Genomic DNA, 16,689 nt, shown 5'->3' on the forward strand with positions numbered 1-16,689 from the left:
CCCCCCCCCCCCAACAACGCCCCCCCCGGTGTCTTGGTTTCGGTGCTTTAAAAAAACCAAATACCGGGGCGCATTTGGCGCCCCCTTCTTGCTATCTGCCCTGTAGTGCCGAGCCATGCTCGGCAGAAGCGTTACCGACAGCCCGCTTTGTAGGAACGGCGTAAGCCACGAAGCTGGTGTTCCTGCAGATCACGCCATCATCGCAATCGCATGATTTGTAGGTTTCGCGGCTAACGCCGCTCCCACAACCCAAGCCAAGACTCAGGCGCCAGCCATCCACTTCAGCATCAGGCCAGTCATGTACGCGATCACCGTGCCGGTGGCATAACCCACCGTGCCCAACAGCACGCCCACCGGCGCCAGCGTCGGGTGGAATGCAGCTGCCACCACTGGTGCCGATGCCGCCGCACCGATATTGCCCTGCGAACCAATGGCGAAGAAGAACAGCGGCGTGCGCAGCATCCGGCCAACCACGTACAGCAGGCCGATATGCACGCCCATCCAGATCACACCGAGCAGGAACAGCCAGGGGCGATCGGCCAGCGACAACAGATCCATCTGCATGCCGATGCAGGCAATCAGGAAATACAGGAACAAGGTGCCGATCTTCGATGCACCCGCCGCTTCCAGGTTGCGTGCACGGGTAAAGCTCAGCAGCAGGCCGGCAACGGTGGAAAGCATCACCACCCACACAAACGAAGAGTTCAACGATGCCTTGCTGGCCCAGCTGACATTGGCATCGAACCAAGCTGCCAGCGGCGTCGCCAGAGCATGCGCCAGACCAACAATGCCCAGACCAACGCCGACGATCACCATCAAATCGGTCAGGCTGGGATTACGCGCGCTCTTGGCCTCGTAATCGGCAATGCGCTGCTTCATGTCATCAATGGCCGAGGTATCTGCACCGTTTTTTGCATCAATGATCTGGGAGCGTCCTGCCATCCACAGCAGCATCGCCATCCACAGGCTGGCACAAGCCACGTCCACGACTGCGAACTGACCAAACGTGGTCGCATCGACGTTGAAGGTTTCGCGCATGGCCGCCATGTTGGCGCCGCCACCAATCCAGCTGCCGGCCAACGCCGCCATGCCGGCCCAGGTATCACCGGCCACGGTTTCCGGATGGATGAACTTCATCACCTGGAACGACACCGCCGCACCCAGCACGATGCCGACGGTGCCGGTGACGAACATCACCAGCAACTTGGGGCCGAGCCTGGCAATGCCTTTCAGGTCGATGGAGAGCGTCAGCAGGACCAGCGCCGCCGGCAGCAATACATCACGCGCGATCGGGTTGTAGAGCTTGGTGCTGTGCCCGTCGATCAAGCCGGTGGTGTTGTAGATGGCGGGTATGAAGTAGCACAGCAGCAATGCCGGCACCCAGGCGAAGACCTTCTTCCAGAACGGGGTTGGGCCGCTGGCCAGCCAGAAGATCAGGGCCAACGTGGCAGCGATCAGGCCGAGGCCGACGATGTCATTGGTGATGAGCGCAGTATTGGGTTCGGTCGGCATAAGGCCTGTTCCTGTCGATCGAAGGGAAATAAAAACGCCACGTTGGTTACGTGGCGTGGGAGGGTGGAGCCTAGCATGGTGGCGGACAGGGGTCTTGTTCAGCGAAAGCAGCGCTGCACGCCTCCCCTCTCCCCAACCCCTCTCCCGGGGGGAGAGGGGCTCAGTGCGCCCCGAGCGCTCGCAATATGTGCAACTGCAGCGGTGAAGCCCCTCTCCCCCCGGGAGAGGGGTTGGGGAGAGGGGAAGGCGCGCAAAGCGCACCGCTTCTCACCCAGCCCCAGCCATCGCCCGCAAGGTAATCCCGACCACGTAGGCCGCGCCGGTACCCACCGCATAACCCAAGGTGCCCAGCAGCACACCCACCGGGGCCAAGGCCGGATGGAAGGCGGTCGCCAGCACCGGCGCCGAAGCCGGCCCGCCGATATTGCTCTGCGATGCGATGGCGAAATAGAAGAACGGCACCTTCAGCAGTTTGCCGGCCAGCCACAGCAGCACGATGTGCACGCCGATCCACAGCACGCCCAGCGCGAACAACCAAGGCTTCTCCAGCAACGCCAGCAGATCCATCTGCATGCCGATGCAGGCGATCAGGAAGTACAGGAACATCGAGCCCCACTTCGACGCGCCCACGCCTTCCAGCTCGCGCACGCGGGTGAAGCTCAGGCCCAGGCCGATGAAGGTCGCCAGCATCACCACCCACACGAACGGCTTGTCCATGCTCACCGAGCTGGACCAGCTGACGTTTGCGGCGAACCAGTCGGCCAGCGGTGCGGCCAGGCCGTGCGCCAGTGCGACCGCACCGAAGGCCACACCAGCCATCACCATCAGGTCGCCCAGCGCAGGAATGCGCGCATGCTGTGCCTGGTAGCTGGCCACGCGGTCACGCAGATCATCCAGCGCGCGCGTATCGGCGCCGCTGCGCTTGTCCATGGCCGGTGCGCGTGAGGCGAAGAAGATCAGCACCGCCATCCACACGTAGCCGACGCCCACATCCACCACCGCGAACTGGCCGAAGGTGGTGGCATCGACTTCGAAGATTTCCTTCATCGCCAGCATGTTGGCACCGCCGCCGATCCAGCTGCCGGCCAGCGCGGCCATGCCGCCCCAGGTTGCTCCCGCTACCGTTTCCGGATGCAGCCAGGCCATTATCTGGAACGCGACCACCGCACCAAGCATGATGCTCAGCACCGCCGCCACATACATCGCCAGCATCTTCCAGCCCAGGCCGAGGATGCCTTTCAGGTCGATGGATAGCGTCAGCAACACCAGCGCCGCGGGCAGGAACACATCGCGCGCGATCGGGTTGTAGAGCTTGGTGGTTTCGCCGTCGATCAGGCCGACGGTGTTGTACACGCCGGGAATGAAGTAGCACAGCAGCAACGCGGGTACGAAGCTGTAGAACTTTTTAAGCAGCGGATTGCTGCTGCCCGATGTCCAGAAAATAACGCCCAAGGTGGCGGCAATCAGGCCGAACACGATGATGTCATTGCTGATGAGTGCGCCTGTTGCGGCTGCCATCATCGTCTATCCCCTTGCATGCAGTGATTGCGGACAAGCCCCCTTGCCCACGTGAAAGAACCTGCCACTTGCGCAACTTCCTGATGAAGGAAGCTTGGTTCGTGCAGAACGTATGGATCCGGCGACTCCATCGCCCTCACCCCAACCCCTCTCCCGGAGGGAGAGGGGCCATGAGCTTGCGACAATGTCCGATCACCGCACCCTTCTCCCACGTGTGGGAGAAGGTGCCCAACGGGCGGATGAGGGCAGCTTTCAGCTTCCCTGGAAAAAGAAAGGCATGCCAACGCATGCCTTTCTCCCAACATCATTCGCCGATGTGCTGCTTCAACCAGCCATTGACCGTGTCATGCCACTGCACGCTGTTGTGCGGCTTCAGCACCCAGTGGTTTTCGTCCGGGAAGTACAGGAACTTGGACTCGATACCCTGACGCTGCAGCGCGGTGAACGTAGCCAGGCCCTGCTCCACCGGGATGCGGTAATCCAGCTGCCCCTGCACCACCAGCATCGGCTTCTTCCAGTTGGCGACGTGGTTGACCGGGTTGAACTTCTCGTAGTTCTGCGGCACGTCGTACGGCGTACCGCCCTGCTCCCACTCGGTGAACCACAGTTCTTCGGTCGCATAACCCATGGCGCGCTGGTCGAACACACCGTCATGGTTCACCAGGCACTTCCACGGCTCGTTCCAGTTGCCGGCGATCCAGTTGACCATGAAGCCGCCGTAGCTGGCGCCCAGCGCACAGGCCTTGTCGCCGTTGAGGAAGCTGTACTTCTGCTGCGCCGCGGCCCAACCCTTCTGCAGGTCTTCCAACGGGCGATCGCCCCAATGCTGGCTGATCGCATCGGTGAAGGCCTGGCCGTAACCGGTGGAACCGTGGAAATCGATCATCACCACCGCGTAGCCCTGACCGGCATAGGTCTGCGGGTTCCAGCGGTAGCTCCAGCCATTGCCGAAGCTGCCCTGCGGGCCGCCGTGGATCAGGAAGGCCACCGGGTACTTCTTGCCTTCCTGGTAGTTGTGCGGCTTGACCACGTAACCGTGCACGGTCTCATCGTTCCAGCCCTTGAACGAGAACTGCTCGAAGTCACCGAAGTTCACGCCGTCCAGCATTTCGCCGGCACTCTGGGTGATGGCACGCTGCGGTGCGCCGGCAGCGGTGCTGCTGGTGAACACCTGGTCGCCGCTCTTCAGCGAATTGCGGGTGAAGGCCAGCGCATCACCGGCGATGTCGAAGGAGGAGATGCTGCCCTCGCCCACCAGCTTGGTCGGCTCGCCGCTGGCGATGTTCACTGCGAACAGCGGGTGCTCACCCATGTCCTGCGCAGTGGTGTAGATGGTCTGGCCGTCGGCCGACAAGGTGATGCCATCGGCCGAACGGTCCCACTGCGCGGCGATCTCATTGACCTTGCCGCTGGCCAGGTCCATCGCCATCAGGCCGAAGCGGTCAGCCTCGAAGCCGGGGCGCTTCATCGCGCGGTAGAACAGGGTCTTGCCGTCGGCGCTGAACACCGGGCCGGCGTCCCACGCGGGGTTGGCAGCGGTCAGGTTGACCGGCGCCTGCTTGCCGGCAGCATCAAGCTTGTACAGATCGAAGTTGGTCGACCACGGTTCCTTGCTGCCCTGCACGCGGATGCTGGCCACCACGGTCTTGCCATCCGGCGACCAGACGAAGTCTTCATTGCCGCCGAACGGCTTGGACGGTGCATCGCCGGCCAGCGTCGCACTGATCGCCGATGCGCCCTTCACCGCCGCTGCGCCTGCTGCCGGCAGCGGAGCCACGAACAAGGTGTTGCGGCGGCCGTCGGCCCAGGTATCCCAATGGCGCACGAACATGCTGTCGTAGACCTGGCCACTGCTCTTGTCGGCCTTTTCCTTCTCAAGACGCTTGCTGGTGCAGGCCAGGTCCGAGCCGCAGTCCTGGAACACGCCGCTGCTGAACAGCACGCGGTCGCCCTGTGGCGAGATGCGGTAGCTGTCCACGTCCAGCGCGAAATCGGTGAGCTGGCGCGGCTCGCCGCCAGCCAGCGGCATCACGTACAGCTGCTGGCTGCCGTTCTTGGCGCTGAGGAAGTACACGTTCTGGCCTTCGATGGAGGCCGAATTGACGTTCCAGCCAGCCGGGGTCAGCTGCTTCGGCGGTGCCATGTCGCGGGTGCGCAGGTCACGGATCCACAGGCTGCTGCTGGCCTTGAGGTCGGCATCGACGATGCGCTTGGCGAACACCACCTGCGCACCATTGGCGCTGAGCAGCGGCGCGGACGCGCGGTCCAGCTTGACCATGTCGCGGACTTCAAAACCGCGCGCACTGGCCAATGATGGCAAGGCGGCCAACAGGCACAGCGGCAACAGGGCGTGACGAAGCTTCATGGGCAACTCCCAGGCAAAGGCAAACCCCGATGGTAGGCGGCCAGCCCGCCCCACTGCAAAGGCTTGAAGTCATGCCCGCACAACCGCCGGAAACAGCAAAGCCGCCCAAGGGCGGCTTTGCGTTTGCTTTGCTTCTGCCTAAGCCCCTCTCCCGTTTACGGGAGAGGGGTTGGGGTGAGGGCGCGTTGGCTTGAGCGCTTTGGTTTGAGCCCCCTCCCTTTGGCCGCAGGCCAAGGGGAGGGTTGGGGAGGGGTGCTTTGGCTTTGGCTTTGGCTTTGGCTTTGGCTCTAAAGCGCCAAGCCCCCTGCCAAGTCAAAATCAAAAGCTCCCCCCATCCGCCCCTTCGGGGCACCTTCCCCCGCAAGCGGGAGAAGGGACAGCAGCTCCATCCGCCCTTCAGGCACCCCCGCCTTCGCGGGGGCAGTCCCTTTGTTCCCCCGCAGGAGGGAGAAGGAAAGGCCGTGCGATCCGTCGAGTGTCAGCCATTAGGCCTTCGCCGCCGGCTCGCCCTTCTTGCCGATGCGGTACATCAGCAGGCCAACCAGGAACAGCACGAACAGACCCACCCAGGCCGACACGCTTGCCCAGGTATCGGCAAAGCCGCCCAGCGGCAGTGCCAGCACGTCGCCCTGCCCGCTGACCACGATCGGCACCGCGATTGCGATACCCATCAAGGCCTCACCGGTAATCAGGCCAGCGGCAAACAGCACGCCCGGGCGGTGCACGCGGTCACGGCCTTCTTCGTCGTCGGCACGCAGCTTGTGGAAACGCTCGACCAGGTGGGCCAGCAGGCCACCAAGGAAGATCGGCACCATCAGTTCCAGCGGCAGGTAGATACCGATGGCAGCAGCCAGCACCGGCACGCGGAAGCGCTTGCCGGTCTTCTTCAGCCATTCGTCGATGGCGATGATCACCGCGCCGACGCCAGCGCCCAAGGCGATCATCGTCCACGGCAGTTCACCACCGAACAGGCCACGCGCAACCGAGGCCATCAGGTTGGCCTGCGGTGCCGCCAGCGAGTTCGGGTGCTCGGCGGTCGGTGCGCCGATGCCATAGGCATGGGCGAGCAGGTTCAGCACCGGCGCCATGATCAGGGCGCAGGAGAACGCACCGATGCCCAGCATCAGCTGCTGCTTCCACGGCGTCGCACCGACCAGATAACCGGCCTTGAGGTCCTGCAGGTTGTCACCGCCAACGGCTGCCGCACAGCAGACCACCGCACCAATCATGATCGCGGCCACCGCACCCAGCGGAGCACCGCCGACGCCGACCGGAATCAGGCCGTCCTTGCCCAGCAGCAGCACCAGCACCACCGAGGCGAACAGGATGGTGGAAATGGTGATGCCCGAGACCGGGTTGTTGGACGAACCAATCAGACCAGCCAGGTAAGCCGACACCGACACGAACAGGAAGCCGGCGACAATCATGATGATGGTCATCGGGATCGAGACATGCCACTGGCCGACGATGGCCTGGTACAGGCCCAGCAGCGGCAGGGTGAAGGCGATCAGGGCGATCAGCATCCACTTCATCGGCAGGTCGCGTTCGGTCTCGGCCAGGGCCGGGCCACTGCTCTTGCGGGCAGCGGCGAAACCACTCTTGACGCCGTTGAGCAGCGACTTGCGCAGCGAGAACAGGGTCCAGACGCCGCCGATCAGCATGGCGCCGACGCCCAGGTAGCGGATCTGCGAACCCCAGATGGCGAAGGCCGCTTCGGCCGAGCCGGCATTGGCCAGTGATGCGGCCAGGTCCGGGTTGCCGCCCAGGAAGAACGCCTGGTACAGCGGAATGGCGATGTGCCAGGACAGGATCGAGCCGGACACCACGACGATGCCGACGTTCAAGCCGACGATGTAGCCCACGCCCAGCAGTGCCGGCGACAGGTTGGTGCCGATGAAGGCAGTGATCTTGGAGCTGCCGACATAGGCCGACTGCGCCCAGGCGTCCGGGAAGATACGCAGGCCCGAGGCCGCAGCCAGCTTCACCAGACCGCCGATGGCCGCCGAGATGCCGAGGATCTTCATGCCCGGGCCCGGGTTTTCACCGGCCTTGAGCACTTCCGCCGCCGCCTTGCCTTCCGGGAAGGGAAGCGGGTCTTCGACGATCATCGAGCGGCGCAGCGGCACCGAGAACAGCACGCCCAGCAGGCCGCCGAGGCCGGCAATGCCCAGCACCCACCAGTACTTGAAGTCCGGCCAGTACCCCATGATCACCAGCGCCGGGATCGTGAAGATCACCCCGGCAGCAATCGACGAGCCGGCCGAGGCGCCGGTCTGGACGATGTTGTTTTCAAGGATGGTGCCGCCACCGAGCAGACGCAGCACGCCCATCGAGACGACGGCGGCCGGAATGGCGGTAGCGATGGTCAAGCCTGCGAACAGGCCCAGGTAAGCATTGGCGGCAGACAGCACCACAGCCAGCACGACGGCAAGAACCACCGCGCGGAATGTGAGCTGCGCAGGCGCAGCGTTGTTCATGGAAAGCCCTTGGATGGCAAAAAAACCTTCGCCACGCTAACGCCCGCTTAACGGCAAGTCCAGCCTGAACGCAGCGCCGATGCCCTCCGCACCGGTAATTCCGCGAATCCGCATCTTCTGTTGGCCATATCGGCAAAGTCGCCCCTGCGGACCGGTGATGTTATGTTATATCTTTTCCGCAAGACTCCCCCGCATGCCCCCTGCCCTGACCAACCGCCTGGCCTCCATCGACCAGCTGCGCGGCACCGTGATGCTGCTGATGCTGATCGACCATGTCCGCGAGACCTTCTATCTGCAGCATCAGGTCAGCGACCCGATGGACGTGGGCTCGGTCTCACCTGCCCTGTTCAGCTTCCGCCTGCTGGCCCATCTATGCGCCCCGGTGTTCGTGCTGCTTACCGGTCTGTCGGCGTGGTTGTATGGTCAACGCCAGCCCGATCCGCGCGGCGCCACCGCAGCCTTCCTGCTCAAGCGCGGCCTGTTCCTTGTGGTGCTGGAGCTGACCCTGGTCAACTTCGCCTGGACCTTCCAGTTCCCGGCTAGCACGCTCTATCTGCAGGTGATCTGGGCCATCGGCCTGAGCATGATCGCGTTGGCCGGCCTGCTGTGGCTGCCGCGCACGCTGCTATTGGCACTGGCGGTGCTCATCATTGCCGGCCACAACCTGCTTGATCCGCTGCAGGCCCAGGGCAACGGCGTGCTGGCGACACTGTGGAAGATCCTGCACCAGCGTGACTGGATCGAACTGGGCAACAGCCTGCGGCTGCGCACCTCCTATCCGCTCTTGCCGTGGATCGGCGTGATTGCTCTGGGCTACGTGCTGGGCCCGTGGTACGCCAGCAACCGCCCGGCACCACAGCGCCAGCGCTGGCTGCTGATCACCGGTATGGCGATGTTGACCGGCTTCGTGCTGCTGCGTGCCGCGAATGTCTACGGCGACCACTCCTGGCTGCGCTTCACCGATGCCCAGACGACGCTGATGAGCCTGCTCAACGTCACCAAGTACCCACCTTCGCTGCTGTTCCTGCTGCTGACGCTGGGCATCGGCCTGTTGCTGCTGCGCCTGTACGAGCAGCCGCGCATCGCGGCATGGCTGCAGCCATTGGCGTGGATCGGCGCGGCGCCGATGTTCTTCTACCTGCTGCACCTGTACGTGCTGAAGCTGCTGTACCTCGCAGCGATGGCGTATTGGGGCGCAAACCACGCGCCCTACTTCGCAGTCGAATCGGTGTCAGCCTTGCTGTTGATCAGCGTCGTGCTGGCGGTGCTGCTTTACCCCGCCACCCGCGCCTTTGCCCGCTTCAAGGCACGCCGTCGCGACCTGGCCTGGCTGCGTTACCTCTGAACGCGCAGCCCCGGGGCAGCGGTCCTATACTCGGCCGCTGTCCCACCCGGCACCACCGATGACCGCAACTGCCTTGAGCCGCCCCCGCTCCGACGACTTCCTCGGCCATCCCAAGGGCGTCTACGTCTGCTTCTTCACCGAAATGTGGGAGCGCTTCTCCTTCTACGGCATGAAGGCGTTGCTGCTGCTCTATCTCACCAAGTACCACCTGTTCGGCGACAAGGCCGGGCTGGACCTGCTCGGTGCCTACGGTGGCTTGGTCTACTGCATCCCCGTATTTGGAGGGCTGCTGGCCGACCGCTGGCTGGGCATGCGCAAGGCGGTGGTGTTCGGCGGCATCCTACTGGTGCTGGGGCACATCGGCATGGCCTTCGAGGGCCACGAAGCGCACCGCGTAGCAGGTGAAGTGGTACGCGACGAAGCCGCGTTGTCGATCACCTATCTGTCGCTGGCGCTGATCATCATGGGCGTGGGCTTCCTCAAGCCCAACATCTCCACCATCGTCGGCAAGCTCTACCCGGAAAACGACCCGCGGCGTGACTCGGGCTTCTCCCTGTTCTACGCCGGCATCAACCTCGGCGCCCTGTTCGCCTCGCTGGTCTGCGGCTTCCTTGGCGAAGCCTATGGCTGGAAGTACGGTTTCGGCGCGGCGGGCATCGGCATGCTGGTCGGGCTGGCGATGTTCCTGTGGGGGCAGAAGTACCTGCACGGGCATGCCGAGCCGGCGCAGCCGGAAACACTGCGTGAGCGCGTGTTCGGCGTGCCGCGCGAATGGCTGATCTACGGCGTTGCCATCGTCGGCATCATTCCGGTTGCGGCGCTGATGTGGGCTGCCGCCAATGGCGCGTTCGCGCTGGGCGGCGAAATCAGCCTCGCATTGATGTTGATGATCGTCGTGCTCGGCGGCGTGCTGCTGTGGTTCGCCTGGTTCACCGGCACGCAGTGCACGCCAGAACAGCGCCAGCAGATGATCGCGCTGATGGTGCTGATCTTCATGGCGCTGGTGTTCTTCACCTTGTACGAGCAGACCTATGGTTCGTGGGTCACCTTCACCGACCGCTTGTTGACCAAGGATCTGGTGCCTTCGCTGGTGATCCGCGAAGGCACGCCACTGCCCTGGTCCATCGTCTCGCTGCTGCTGGCGCCGCTGGGCTTCGTGGTCGCAGCACGCCTGTCTGATCGCAATCCGGCATCAAATGCACCGCGCCTGCTGTTCGGCATCATCGTCGTGGCCATGCTGGTGATGCTGGTCCGCGACTGCCTGGTGCTGCCGCAGAGCGCCGGTTCACTGACCTATCTGGGTGCGCTGTTCCTGGTGCTGCTTGCACCGGTATTCGCTGCCTTGTGGGCATGGTTGGACAAGCGCCGCCTCGACCCGTCCAAGCCGCTGAAATCCTCGTTCGGCCTGGTGTTCGGCGCCCTGTCCTTCGTGCCCTTGGCCTTGGCCGCGCAGCAGGTGGGCGCAACCGGGCAAATGGCCAGCGTGTGGTGGCTGGTGCTGGCCTACCTGATCCTGGAGATTGGCGAAATGTGCCTGTCGCCGGTCGGCCTGTCGGCCGTCACCCAGCTGGCGGCACCGCGCGTGGTCAGCCTGATGATGGGCACCTGGTTCCTGGCCACGGCATTCTCCGAGACGCTAGCAGCACTGTTCGGCAAGCTGGCCGCCATCGACGTACCCGAAGGCGAAGTGATGAATATCGCCGAAGCCGCCGGCCGCTACGAACACCTGTTCTGGCTGCTGATGTGGATAGGCCTGGGTTGTGCGTTGGTAGCCCTGCTGGCCTCCCCCTTGCTGAAGCGGATGATGCACGGCGTGCGCTAACCCCGCGTTTGTAGGAGCGGCATAAGCCGCGAAGCTAGCACCGCTTGCGTGGCAGCAGAACCCGCAACCTGACACAACATCAGCTTCGCCGTTTACACCACTCCCACAAAAACTCAGGGCCAACGCCCGCAATCCGAACAGGCGACTACTTCGCCTTCTCTCCACCCAGGTGCTCCGACAGGAAGCCCAATAGCCTCCCGTAGTACTCCCGCTGATGCGGCTCGGTATAGAAGCCATGCCCTTCGGTACTGAAGTACAAGGACTCAACCGGCACGCCGGCCTTCTTCAACGCAGCTTCCATCATCCGGGTATGCTCGATCGGCGCGATCTCATCCTCGCCACCGGCAGCGAGAAACACCGGCACATTGATCCGATCCGCAAAACGGTTCGGCGACGCAGCAGCCAGTGCAGCCTGGTCCTCGCCAACCCAATCCTTGGACCAATTGCCGAGACTGCGCGCGGTGCGTGCATCCGCACGCTGCATCATCGGCAAGTCATAAACGCCAACATAGCCAGCTGCGCAGCGATAGAGCGTGGGCTCCTTTGCTGCCCCCATCAGCGCGGCGTATGCACCATAGCTGGCACCGTAGATGCAAATCTTTGTTGCATCAGCCTGTCCTTCGCGGATCGCCCAGCGTGTCGCATCGGTAAGATCGTCCTGCATCGTTCCGCCCCATTGCTGCGCGCCGACACGCCGGAACTCCCAACCGTAGTTTCCCGACCCGCGATAGTTCACCTGCATCACTGTATAGCCTGCCGCCGCCAACATCTGCGCATCACGGTCGTAGCGCCATTCGTCGAAGATTCCGTATGGCCCGCCATGCGGCATCAACACCATCGGCCGCGGGCCTGTGACACCACGCGGCTTGGTGAGGTAACCGTGGATCTTCAATCCATCGCGTGCAGCAAAACTGAAGGGTTCAACCACGGCCGCTGCGTCCGGGTCGATCCAGCTGCCGCTGGCAACCACGAAACTCAGCTTCTTGGCGGCCGAGTCATACAGGTAGAAATCGCCCGGATTGCTGCCAGACCACACTCTCACCATCGACAACTGGCCGTCTTTGGTACTGGAAGTGATCCGTACCGACTGCCCAGGAAATGCAGCTTCCAGACTGCGGAACAAACGCGCTTCAGGGACACCATCATCGAAAAACACACTGCGGTGGCGCCCATCCATTATCTGCGTACCCACAGGCACGCTCGTGCCGGTACGATAGATAATGGACCACGGGTCTGCTGCCTGATCATGCAGTACGGTGGTGCGGGCATTAGTGACAGGATTCCAAGCCACGATACTGTCTGGTCCCTTGCCATCACCACGCACTTGCAGATAGGCCAATGTGTTATCTGCCGAGAAGCCTAGTGGCACTTCAATCCGGCCATTCGCTTTCTGATCGTTGATCAAGCGCCAGTCGGTGCCTGCCGCATCGCGGTAATACAGCTTGCTGATGTTGTCCAAACCCGAGCCCAGCGCCAGACGCACCTCGCCGGTGTTATCCGTGACAAAGCTGGCGTTGCGCACTGGCACCGTCGCGGCCACCGTACGACGCCCGCTGTTTACATCCAGCCTCTCAGCACGGGTGAATGGTTCCATCGCGCCCAAAGGCCATGTAGACACCACCACGTTCCGGTCATCCGCAGGCAAGCCATCGACCAGAAATGCGGCCACACTCTCCACCTTTTTGGGCTGGATACGGGTACCTGGGCCATTGCCTTGCACGCGGAAACCGACCAGCAACTCCGGCTGCCCGCCATCGGCATTCATGGCATACAACTCGCCGGTCAAACGCGGCTCGTCCAACAGGCCAAACTTCTCGGCGATGCCAATCAGCACGCGTTCGTCGTTTACCCAATCGAAGCTGTTTACATGCATATTGCGCTGTAGGACGAACGCCCCGGTTTTTTTGTTGCCCTCACGGGTAAAAATAACAAGTGCTGTTTTGTCTTCCAGTGGCACGGTGGCTGCGTAGTACTTGCCCGATGGTGACAACTTGATGTCGTTGAAATCATCCTTGCGAATGAATTGCCCCAAATCCACAGCAGCCCAACTATTGGCCGAACAGAAAGACAGCACCAATGCCATCCCCAGCTTCATCATCTGCATCTTGCCCCCCTCGGACGGGCATCCGGCCCGCGATGGGCGATTCTAGCCATCTGGCCCAGGGATTTACCAGACGGAGAATCCGCATATACAACAAGGCAGGAAATCCCCTTCGCAGATTTGGCGAAATGCAACGATCGCAGGGGCGTGCCCTGCACATAAGGTGACTACAGCGCGGAGACTCGGTCTCGGACGGGAATCGCAATTCCAGTCAAACCAAGCCCCTCACCGCTTTATGCCTTATCAGCCACAGCCAGACGATAAGCATCATGCAGCATGCCGACGAAGACCTGCCGCTGCCCCGCATCCAGCACCACCGATTCCCGAAACCGGTCAACAGAGCCAGCCCAATCGTCCAGGGCATCATCGTTGTAGATCGCCTGATACGCATCCCATGCACCCGCGGCTCGCAGGTATAGCGTCTGCGCAAACAGCTCCAGCGACTCCCCATTCGAAAGTTTCAGCGGCCTGCTGGCCTGGGTGTGACTCAGCACCTGCCGCAACACCTGATCGTCATTGAGTTGCGATGCCCATACATGACCACTCAGATGCTGGCGAACGAACTCCAGAATCCCGGCATGATCATCAGCCAGCCCATTGGCGTAGATCTCGTCAGACAACCGCAAATGGCGCCCGTCGAACAGCCACTTGACCACGAGCGTGGCCGCCGGTTTCACCGTGTTATGCACGTTGGCCTGATCGAACTCCTGGTGCCCCATGAACTGGCGATCCTGCACGATGCTCACCTGCATGGTCTCCACCCGCTGCTTCCTGGGGCAGAACCAGAGCTTGAGCTCCACATCGTCACCAAGCGGCTTCTGAAACAGCTGCGTATCGGTATACGTGTCCACGTTCCCATCGAAGAACGTCATGCACTCGTCAAAGCCGGCATCCGGCCCCACGAAACCGTCCCAGAACCCAGTCGGCAACGTGACGTTGCCCTTTGGCTTGCGTGAGAACAGCAACACGGACTGCAGATGGCAGAGCAAGCCACCGCGCGGGCCGTCTACCGGCGGATAGAAACGGGCGTTGATGATGTCGAACCCGAAGTAATACTCCATCTCATGGCGCTTGTCCTTGACGCTCTTGGTGCCCTGATTTGCCGTAACGGACACCGGCGGTTTTCCGATTCCGTGCTGCTCGAACCAATCCACGAGCTGCGGATCGCTACCTTTGGCGCCAACCAGACCTACAAGATCAGAAACATGCATGGAGTCTTCCGTGAGAGATGAACCTGCGCGAATTGTGGCAGACGCAAGGCAGCCGGTGCGCTCATGACAAAAGCACCTCGTTGCCGAAGCCAGGCCGAGCCGAACGCCCCCTGCTTTTTGAATATTTCAGCACGCTGGAAGGCGGTCATGCAGCAAGCCAGAATCCATCGAGTTTTTACATACAAAAAACGAAGAACCCCCGCGAATGCGGGGGTTCTTCAAGACAAAACCTTGAAACTTTGCCAAGCCGCTCCTCAGAACGGAATATCGTCGTCGGCAAAATCGTCCATCGGCGGAGCCGACTGCTGCTGCGGCGGTGCCTGGCGCTGCTGGCGCTGACCGCCGCCGTAGCCACCGCCGCCGCCCTGGTCCTGGTTGCCGTAACCACCCTGGCCGCCGCCCTGTTGCTGACGCGGGGCCGACTGGCGCTGCGGACGATCGCCGCCGTAGCCGCCACCACCGCCGCCGCCTTCACCACGGCCGCCGAGCATCTGCATTTCGTTGGCGACGATATCGGTGGTGTACTTTTCAACACCGTCCTGGCCGGTGTACTTGTCGTAGCGCAGTTCGCCTTCGACGTAGACCGAGCTGCCCTTGCGCAGGTATTCACCGGCGATCTCGCCGAGCTTGCCGAAGAACACCACGCGGTGCCATTCAGTACGCTCCTGCTGGTTGCCGTCACGGTCCTTGCGCACGCTGGTGGTGGCCAGGCTGATGCGGGTGATCGCCATGCCAGCCTGGGTGTACTTGGTGTCCGGGTCGTTGCCGAGGTTGCCGACGAGGATGACTTTATTGATGCCGCGGGCCATAGGTTCCTACTCTTCCGTTGGGGTCCACCCGCCGGATGCGGGCAATAGCCGACGTATTATATCTGTCCGGCGACAGATAGCAGCCAATCCCTGCAGCCCTTGCGGCGTAAGGCTTGCGCTGGCCCCGCCGCGTGTCCGGCGGCCTTTGGCCAGGCCGGATCACCACCCTTCCAGCGCAGGAATCGCCGGCAGACGGCCGATCCCGGACCCGGCCTGCCCCCCTTTCGCCGACCTCATGGCATGATGCCAGACGTCGTTCAGATTGCTGGTCAAGATGGTCATCAAGGGCAAAGCCACCTCTTTGGATATCGCGCACATGGCCGGCGTCTCGCAGCCAACGGTGTCGCGTGCGCTGCGTGGCAGCCCGATGGTCAATGCCGAAACCCGCCAGCGCATTCTCGATATCGCCCGCCAGCTGAACTACAAGGTCGACAAGAACGCCTCCAGCCTGCGCTGCCAGCAATCCGGCACGCTGGCGCTGCTGTTCTTCGAGGACCCCACCAACGATGACTCCTTGATCAATCCGTTCTTCCACTCGATGCTGGGCTCGATCACCCGCGCCTGTGCGCTGAAGGGGCTGGACCTGCTGGTCTCGTTCCAGCAGCTGTCCAGCGACTGGCATGCCGACTTCGAGGACAGCAACAAGGCCGACGGCATCATCCTGCTCGGCTATGGCGACTACCACGAATCAGTGGAGAGGCTGCAGCGGCTGGTGGAGCAAGGCACCCATTTCGTGCGTTGGGGTGCGGCCTTGCCCGGGCAACCTGGCGTATCGATTGGCAGTGACAATTTTCAAGGCGGCTTTGATATCAGTGCGCACCTGCTTGAACAGGGCCGCCAGCGCATCGCATTTCTGGGCCACGCGTCCAGCCACTATCCCGAGTTCGAGGAACGCTACCGCGGCCATGTCGAAGCATTGACGGCCCGCGGTTTGAAGGCAGATCCGTCGCTGCAGCACGATGCCATCACCACCGAAGATTCCGGTCATGCGGCCTGCATCGCCCTGCTCGACAGCGGCAAGGACTTCGATGCGATCTGCGCGGCCAGCGACCTGATCGCCATCGGTGCGTTGCGCGCCCTGCGCGAGCGCGGCGTGCGTGTGCCGCAGGACATTGCGGTCACGGGCTTTGACGATATTCCGCTGGCGGCATCGGTATCGCCGCCGCTGACCACGGTACAGCAGGACACCAAGCAAGCCGGTCAGCTGCTGGTCGACAAGCTGCTGAGCCTGATTGCCGGTGAGCCGGTGGAAGGCCTCACCATTCCGGTGAAGCTGGTAGTGCGGGAATCATCGCTCGGCGTGTGATTCGCGCCGTAGCCCGGGTAAGCGCAGCGCACCCGGGAAATGCAGGAACACGAAGTTTCGTCAGGTTCCATATTCATAGACAAGTCACTTCAGCGACCTGTCGGACGCAAGCCCCGGGTGCGCTGCGCTTACCCGGGCTACGGAGTCTTCGCGTGCTTGGCCTAGCTGAAATCCTTGAGGATTTCGCCCACGCCTGACGGTGATATCTCAAAGCCCAGCGGGG

The 16,689-nt window shown here is 62.7% G+C and carries 10 protein-coding genes; 3 read left to right on the forward strand and 7 right to left on the reverse strand.

Annotated elements, in window-relative coordinates; translation table 11 throughout:
- Window positions 1–261: 261 nt before the first annotated feature.
- The 4 genes from ACVOLI_RS17855 to ACVOLI_RS17870 form a co-directional block, all read right to left on the reverse strand.
- Window positions 262–1,512 (reverse strand): DUF819 family protein, encoded by a 1,251-nt coding sequence (locus ACVOLI_RS17855; RefSeq protein WP_481615404.1) that lies wholly within the window; start codon window positions 1,510–1,512, stop codon window positions 262–264.
- Window positions 1,513–1,779: 267 nt separating this feature from the next.
- Window positions 1,780–3,030, reverse strand: a complete 1,251-nt coding sequence (locus tag ACVOLI_RS17860) for a DUF819 family protein (RefSeq protein ID WP_481615405.1) — start codon at window positions 3,028–3,030, stop codon at window positions 1,780–1,782.
- Between the two features lie 304 nt (window positions 3,031–3,334).
- Entirely contained in the window at window positions 3,335–5,395 is a 2,061-nt protein-coding gene (locus ACVOLI_RS17865; RefSeq protein WP_481615406.1) for a S9 family peptidase, read from the reverse strand.
- Window positions 5,396–5,880: 485 nt separating this feature from the next.
- A complete protein-coding gene (locus tag ACVOLI_RS17870) occupies window positions 5,881–7,872 on the reverse strand; it encodes an OPT family oligopeptide transporter (RefSeq protein ID WP_481615407.1) in 1,992 nt (663 codons plus the stop codon).
- 193 nt (window positions 7,873–8,065) lie between these two features.
- Here ACVOLI_RS17870 and ACVOLI_RS17875 point away from each other — a divergent pair, with 193 nt between their 5' ends.
- Entirely contained in the window at window positions 8,066–9,217 is a 1,152-nt protein-coding gene (locus tag ACVOLI_RS17875) for an acetyltransferase domain-containing protein (protein WP_481615408.1), read from the forward strand.
- Between the two features lie 58 nt (window positions 9,218–9,275).
- Window positions 9,276–11,039, forward strand: a complete 1,764-nt coding sequence (locus ACVOLI_RS17880) for a peptide MFS transporter (RefSeq protein ID WP_481615409.1) — start codon at window positions 9,276–9,278, stop codon at window positions 11,037–11,039.
- A 145-nt stretch (window positions 11,040–11,184) separates the two neighbouring features.
- On the opposite strand, the gene ACVOLI_RS17885 is transcribed toward ACVOLI_RS17880, so the two are convergent.
- The 3 genes from ACVOLI_RS17885 to ACVOLI_RS17895 form a co-directional block, all read right to left on the reverse strand.
- Entirely contained in the window at window positions 11,185–13,137 is a 1,953-nt protein-coding gene (locus ACVOLI_RS17885) for an alpha/beta hydrolase family protein (protein WP_481615412.1), read from the reverse strand.
- Window positions 13,138–13,373: 236 nt separating this feature from the next.
- The gene (locus tag ACVOLI_RS17890; RefSeq protein ID WP_481615410.1) at window positions 13,374–14,351 is read right to left on the reverse strand and encodes a hypothetical protein; all 978 of its coding nucleotides are present in this window, start codon (window positions 14,349–14,351) and stop codon (window positions 13,374–13,376) included.
- 254 nt (window positions 14,352–14,605) lie between these two features.
- Window positions 14,606–15,160: a single-stranded DNA-binding protein gene (locus ACVOLI_RS17895; protein ID WP_481615411.1), complete on the reverse strand. Its 555-nt coding sequence runs from the start codon at window positions 15,158–15,160 to the stop codon at window positions 14,606–14,608.
- 274 nt (window positions 15,161–15,434) lie between these two features.
- Between ACVOLI_RS17895 and ACVOLI_RS17900 the strand changes: the two genes are divergently transcribed.
- Complete coding sequence (locus ACVOLI_RS17900) at window positions 15,435–16,466, forward strand: LacI family DNA-binding transcriptional regulator (RefSeq protein ID WP_481615413.1); 1,032 nt, start codon at window positions 15,435–15,437, stop codon at window positions 16,464–16,466.
- Window positions 16,467–16,689 lie beyond the last annotated feature (223 nt).

The organism is Stenotrophomonas sp. STEN029 (assembly GCF_056760015.1).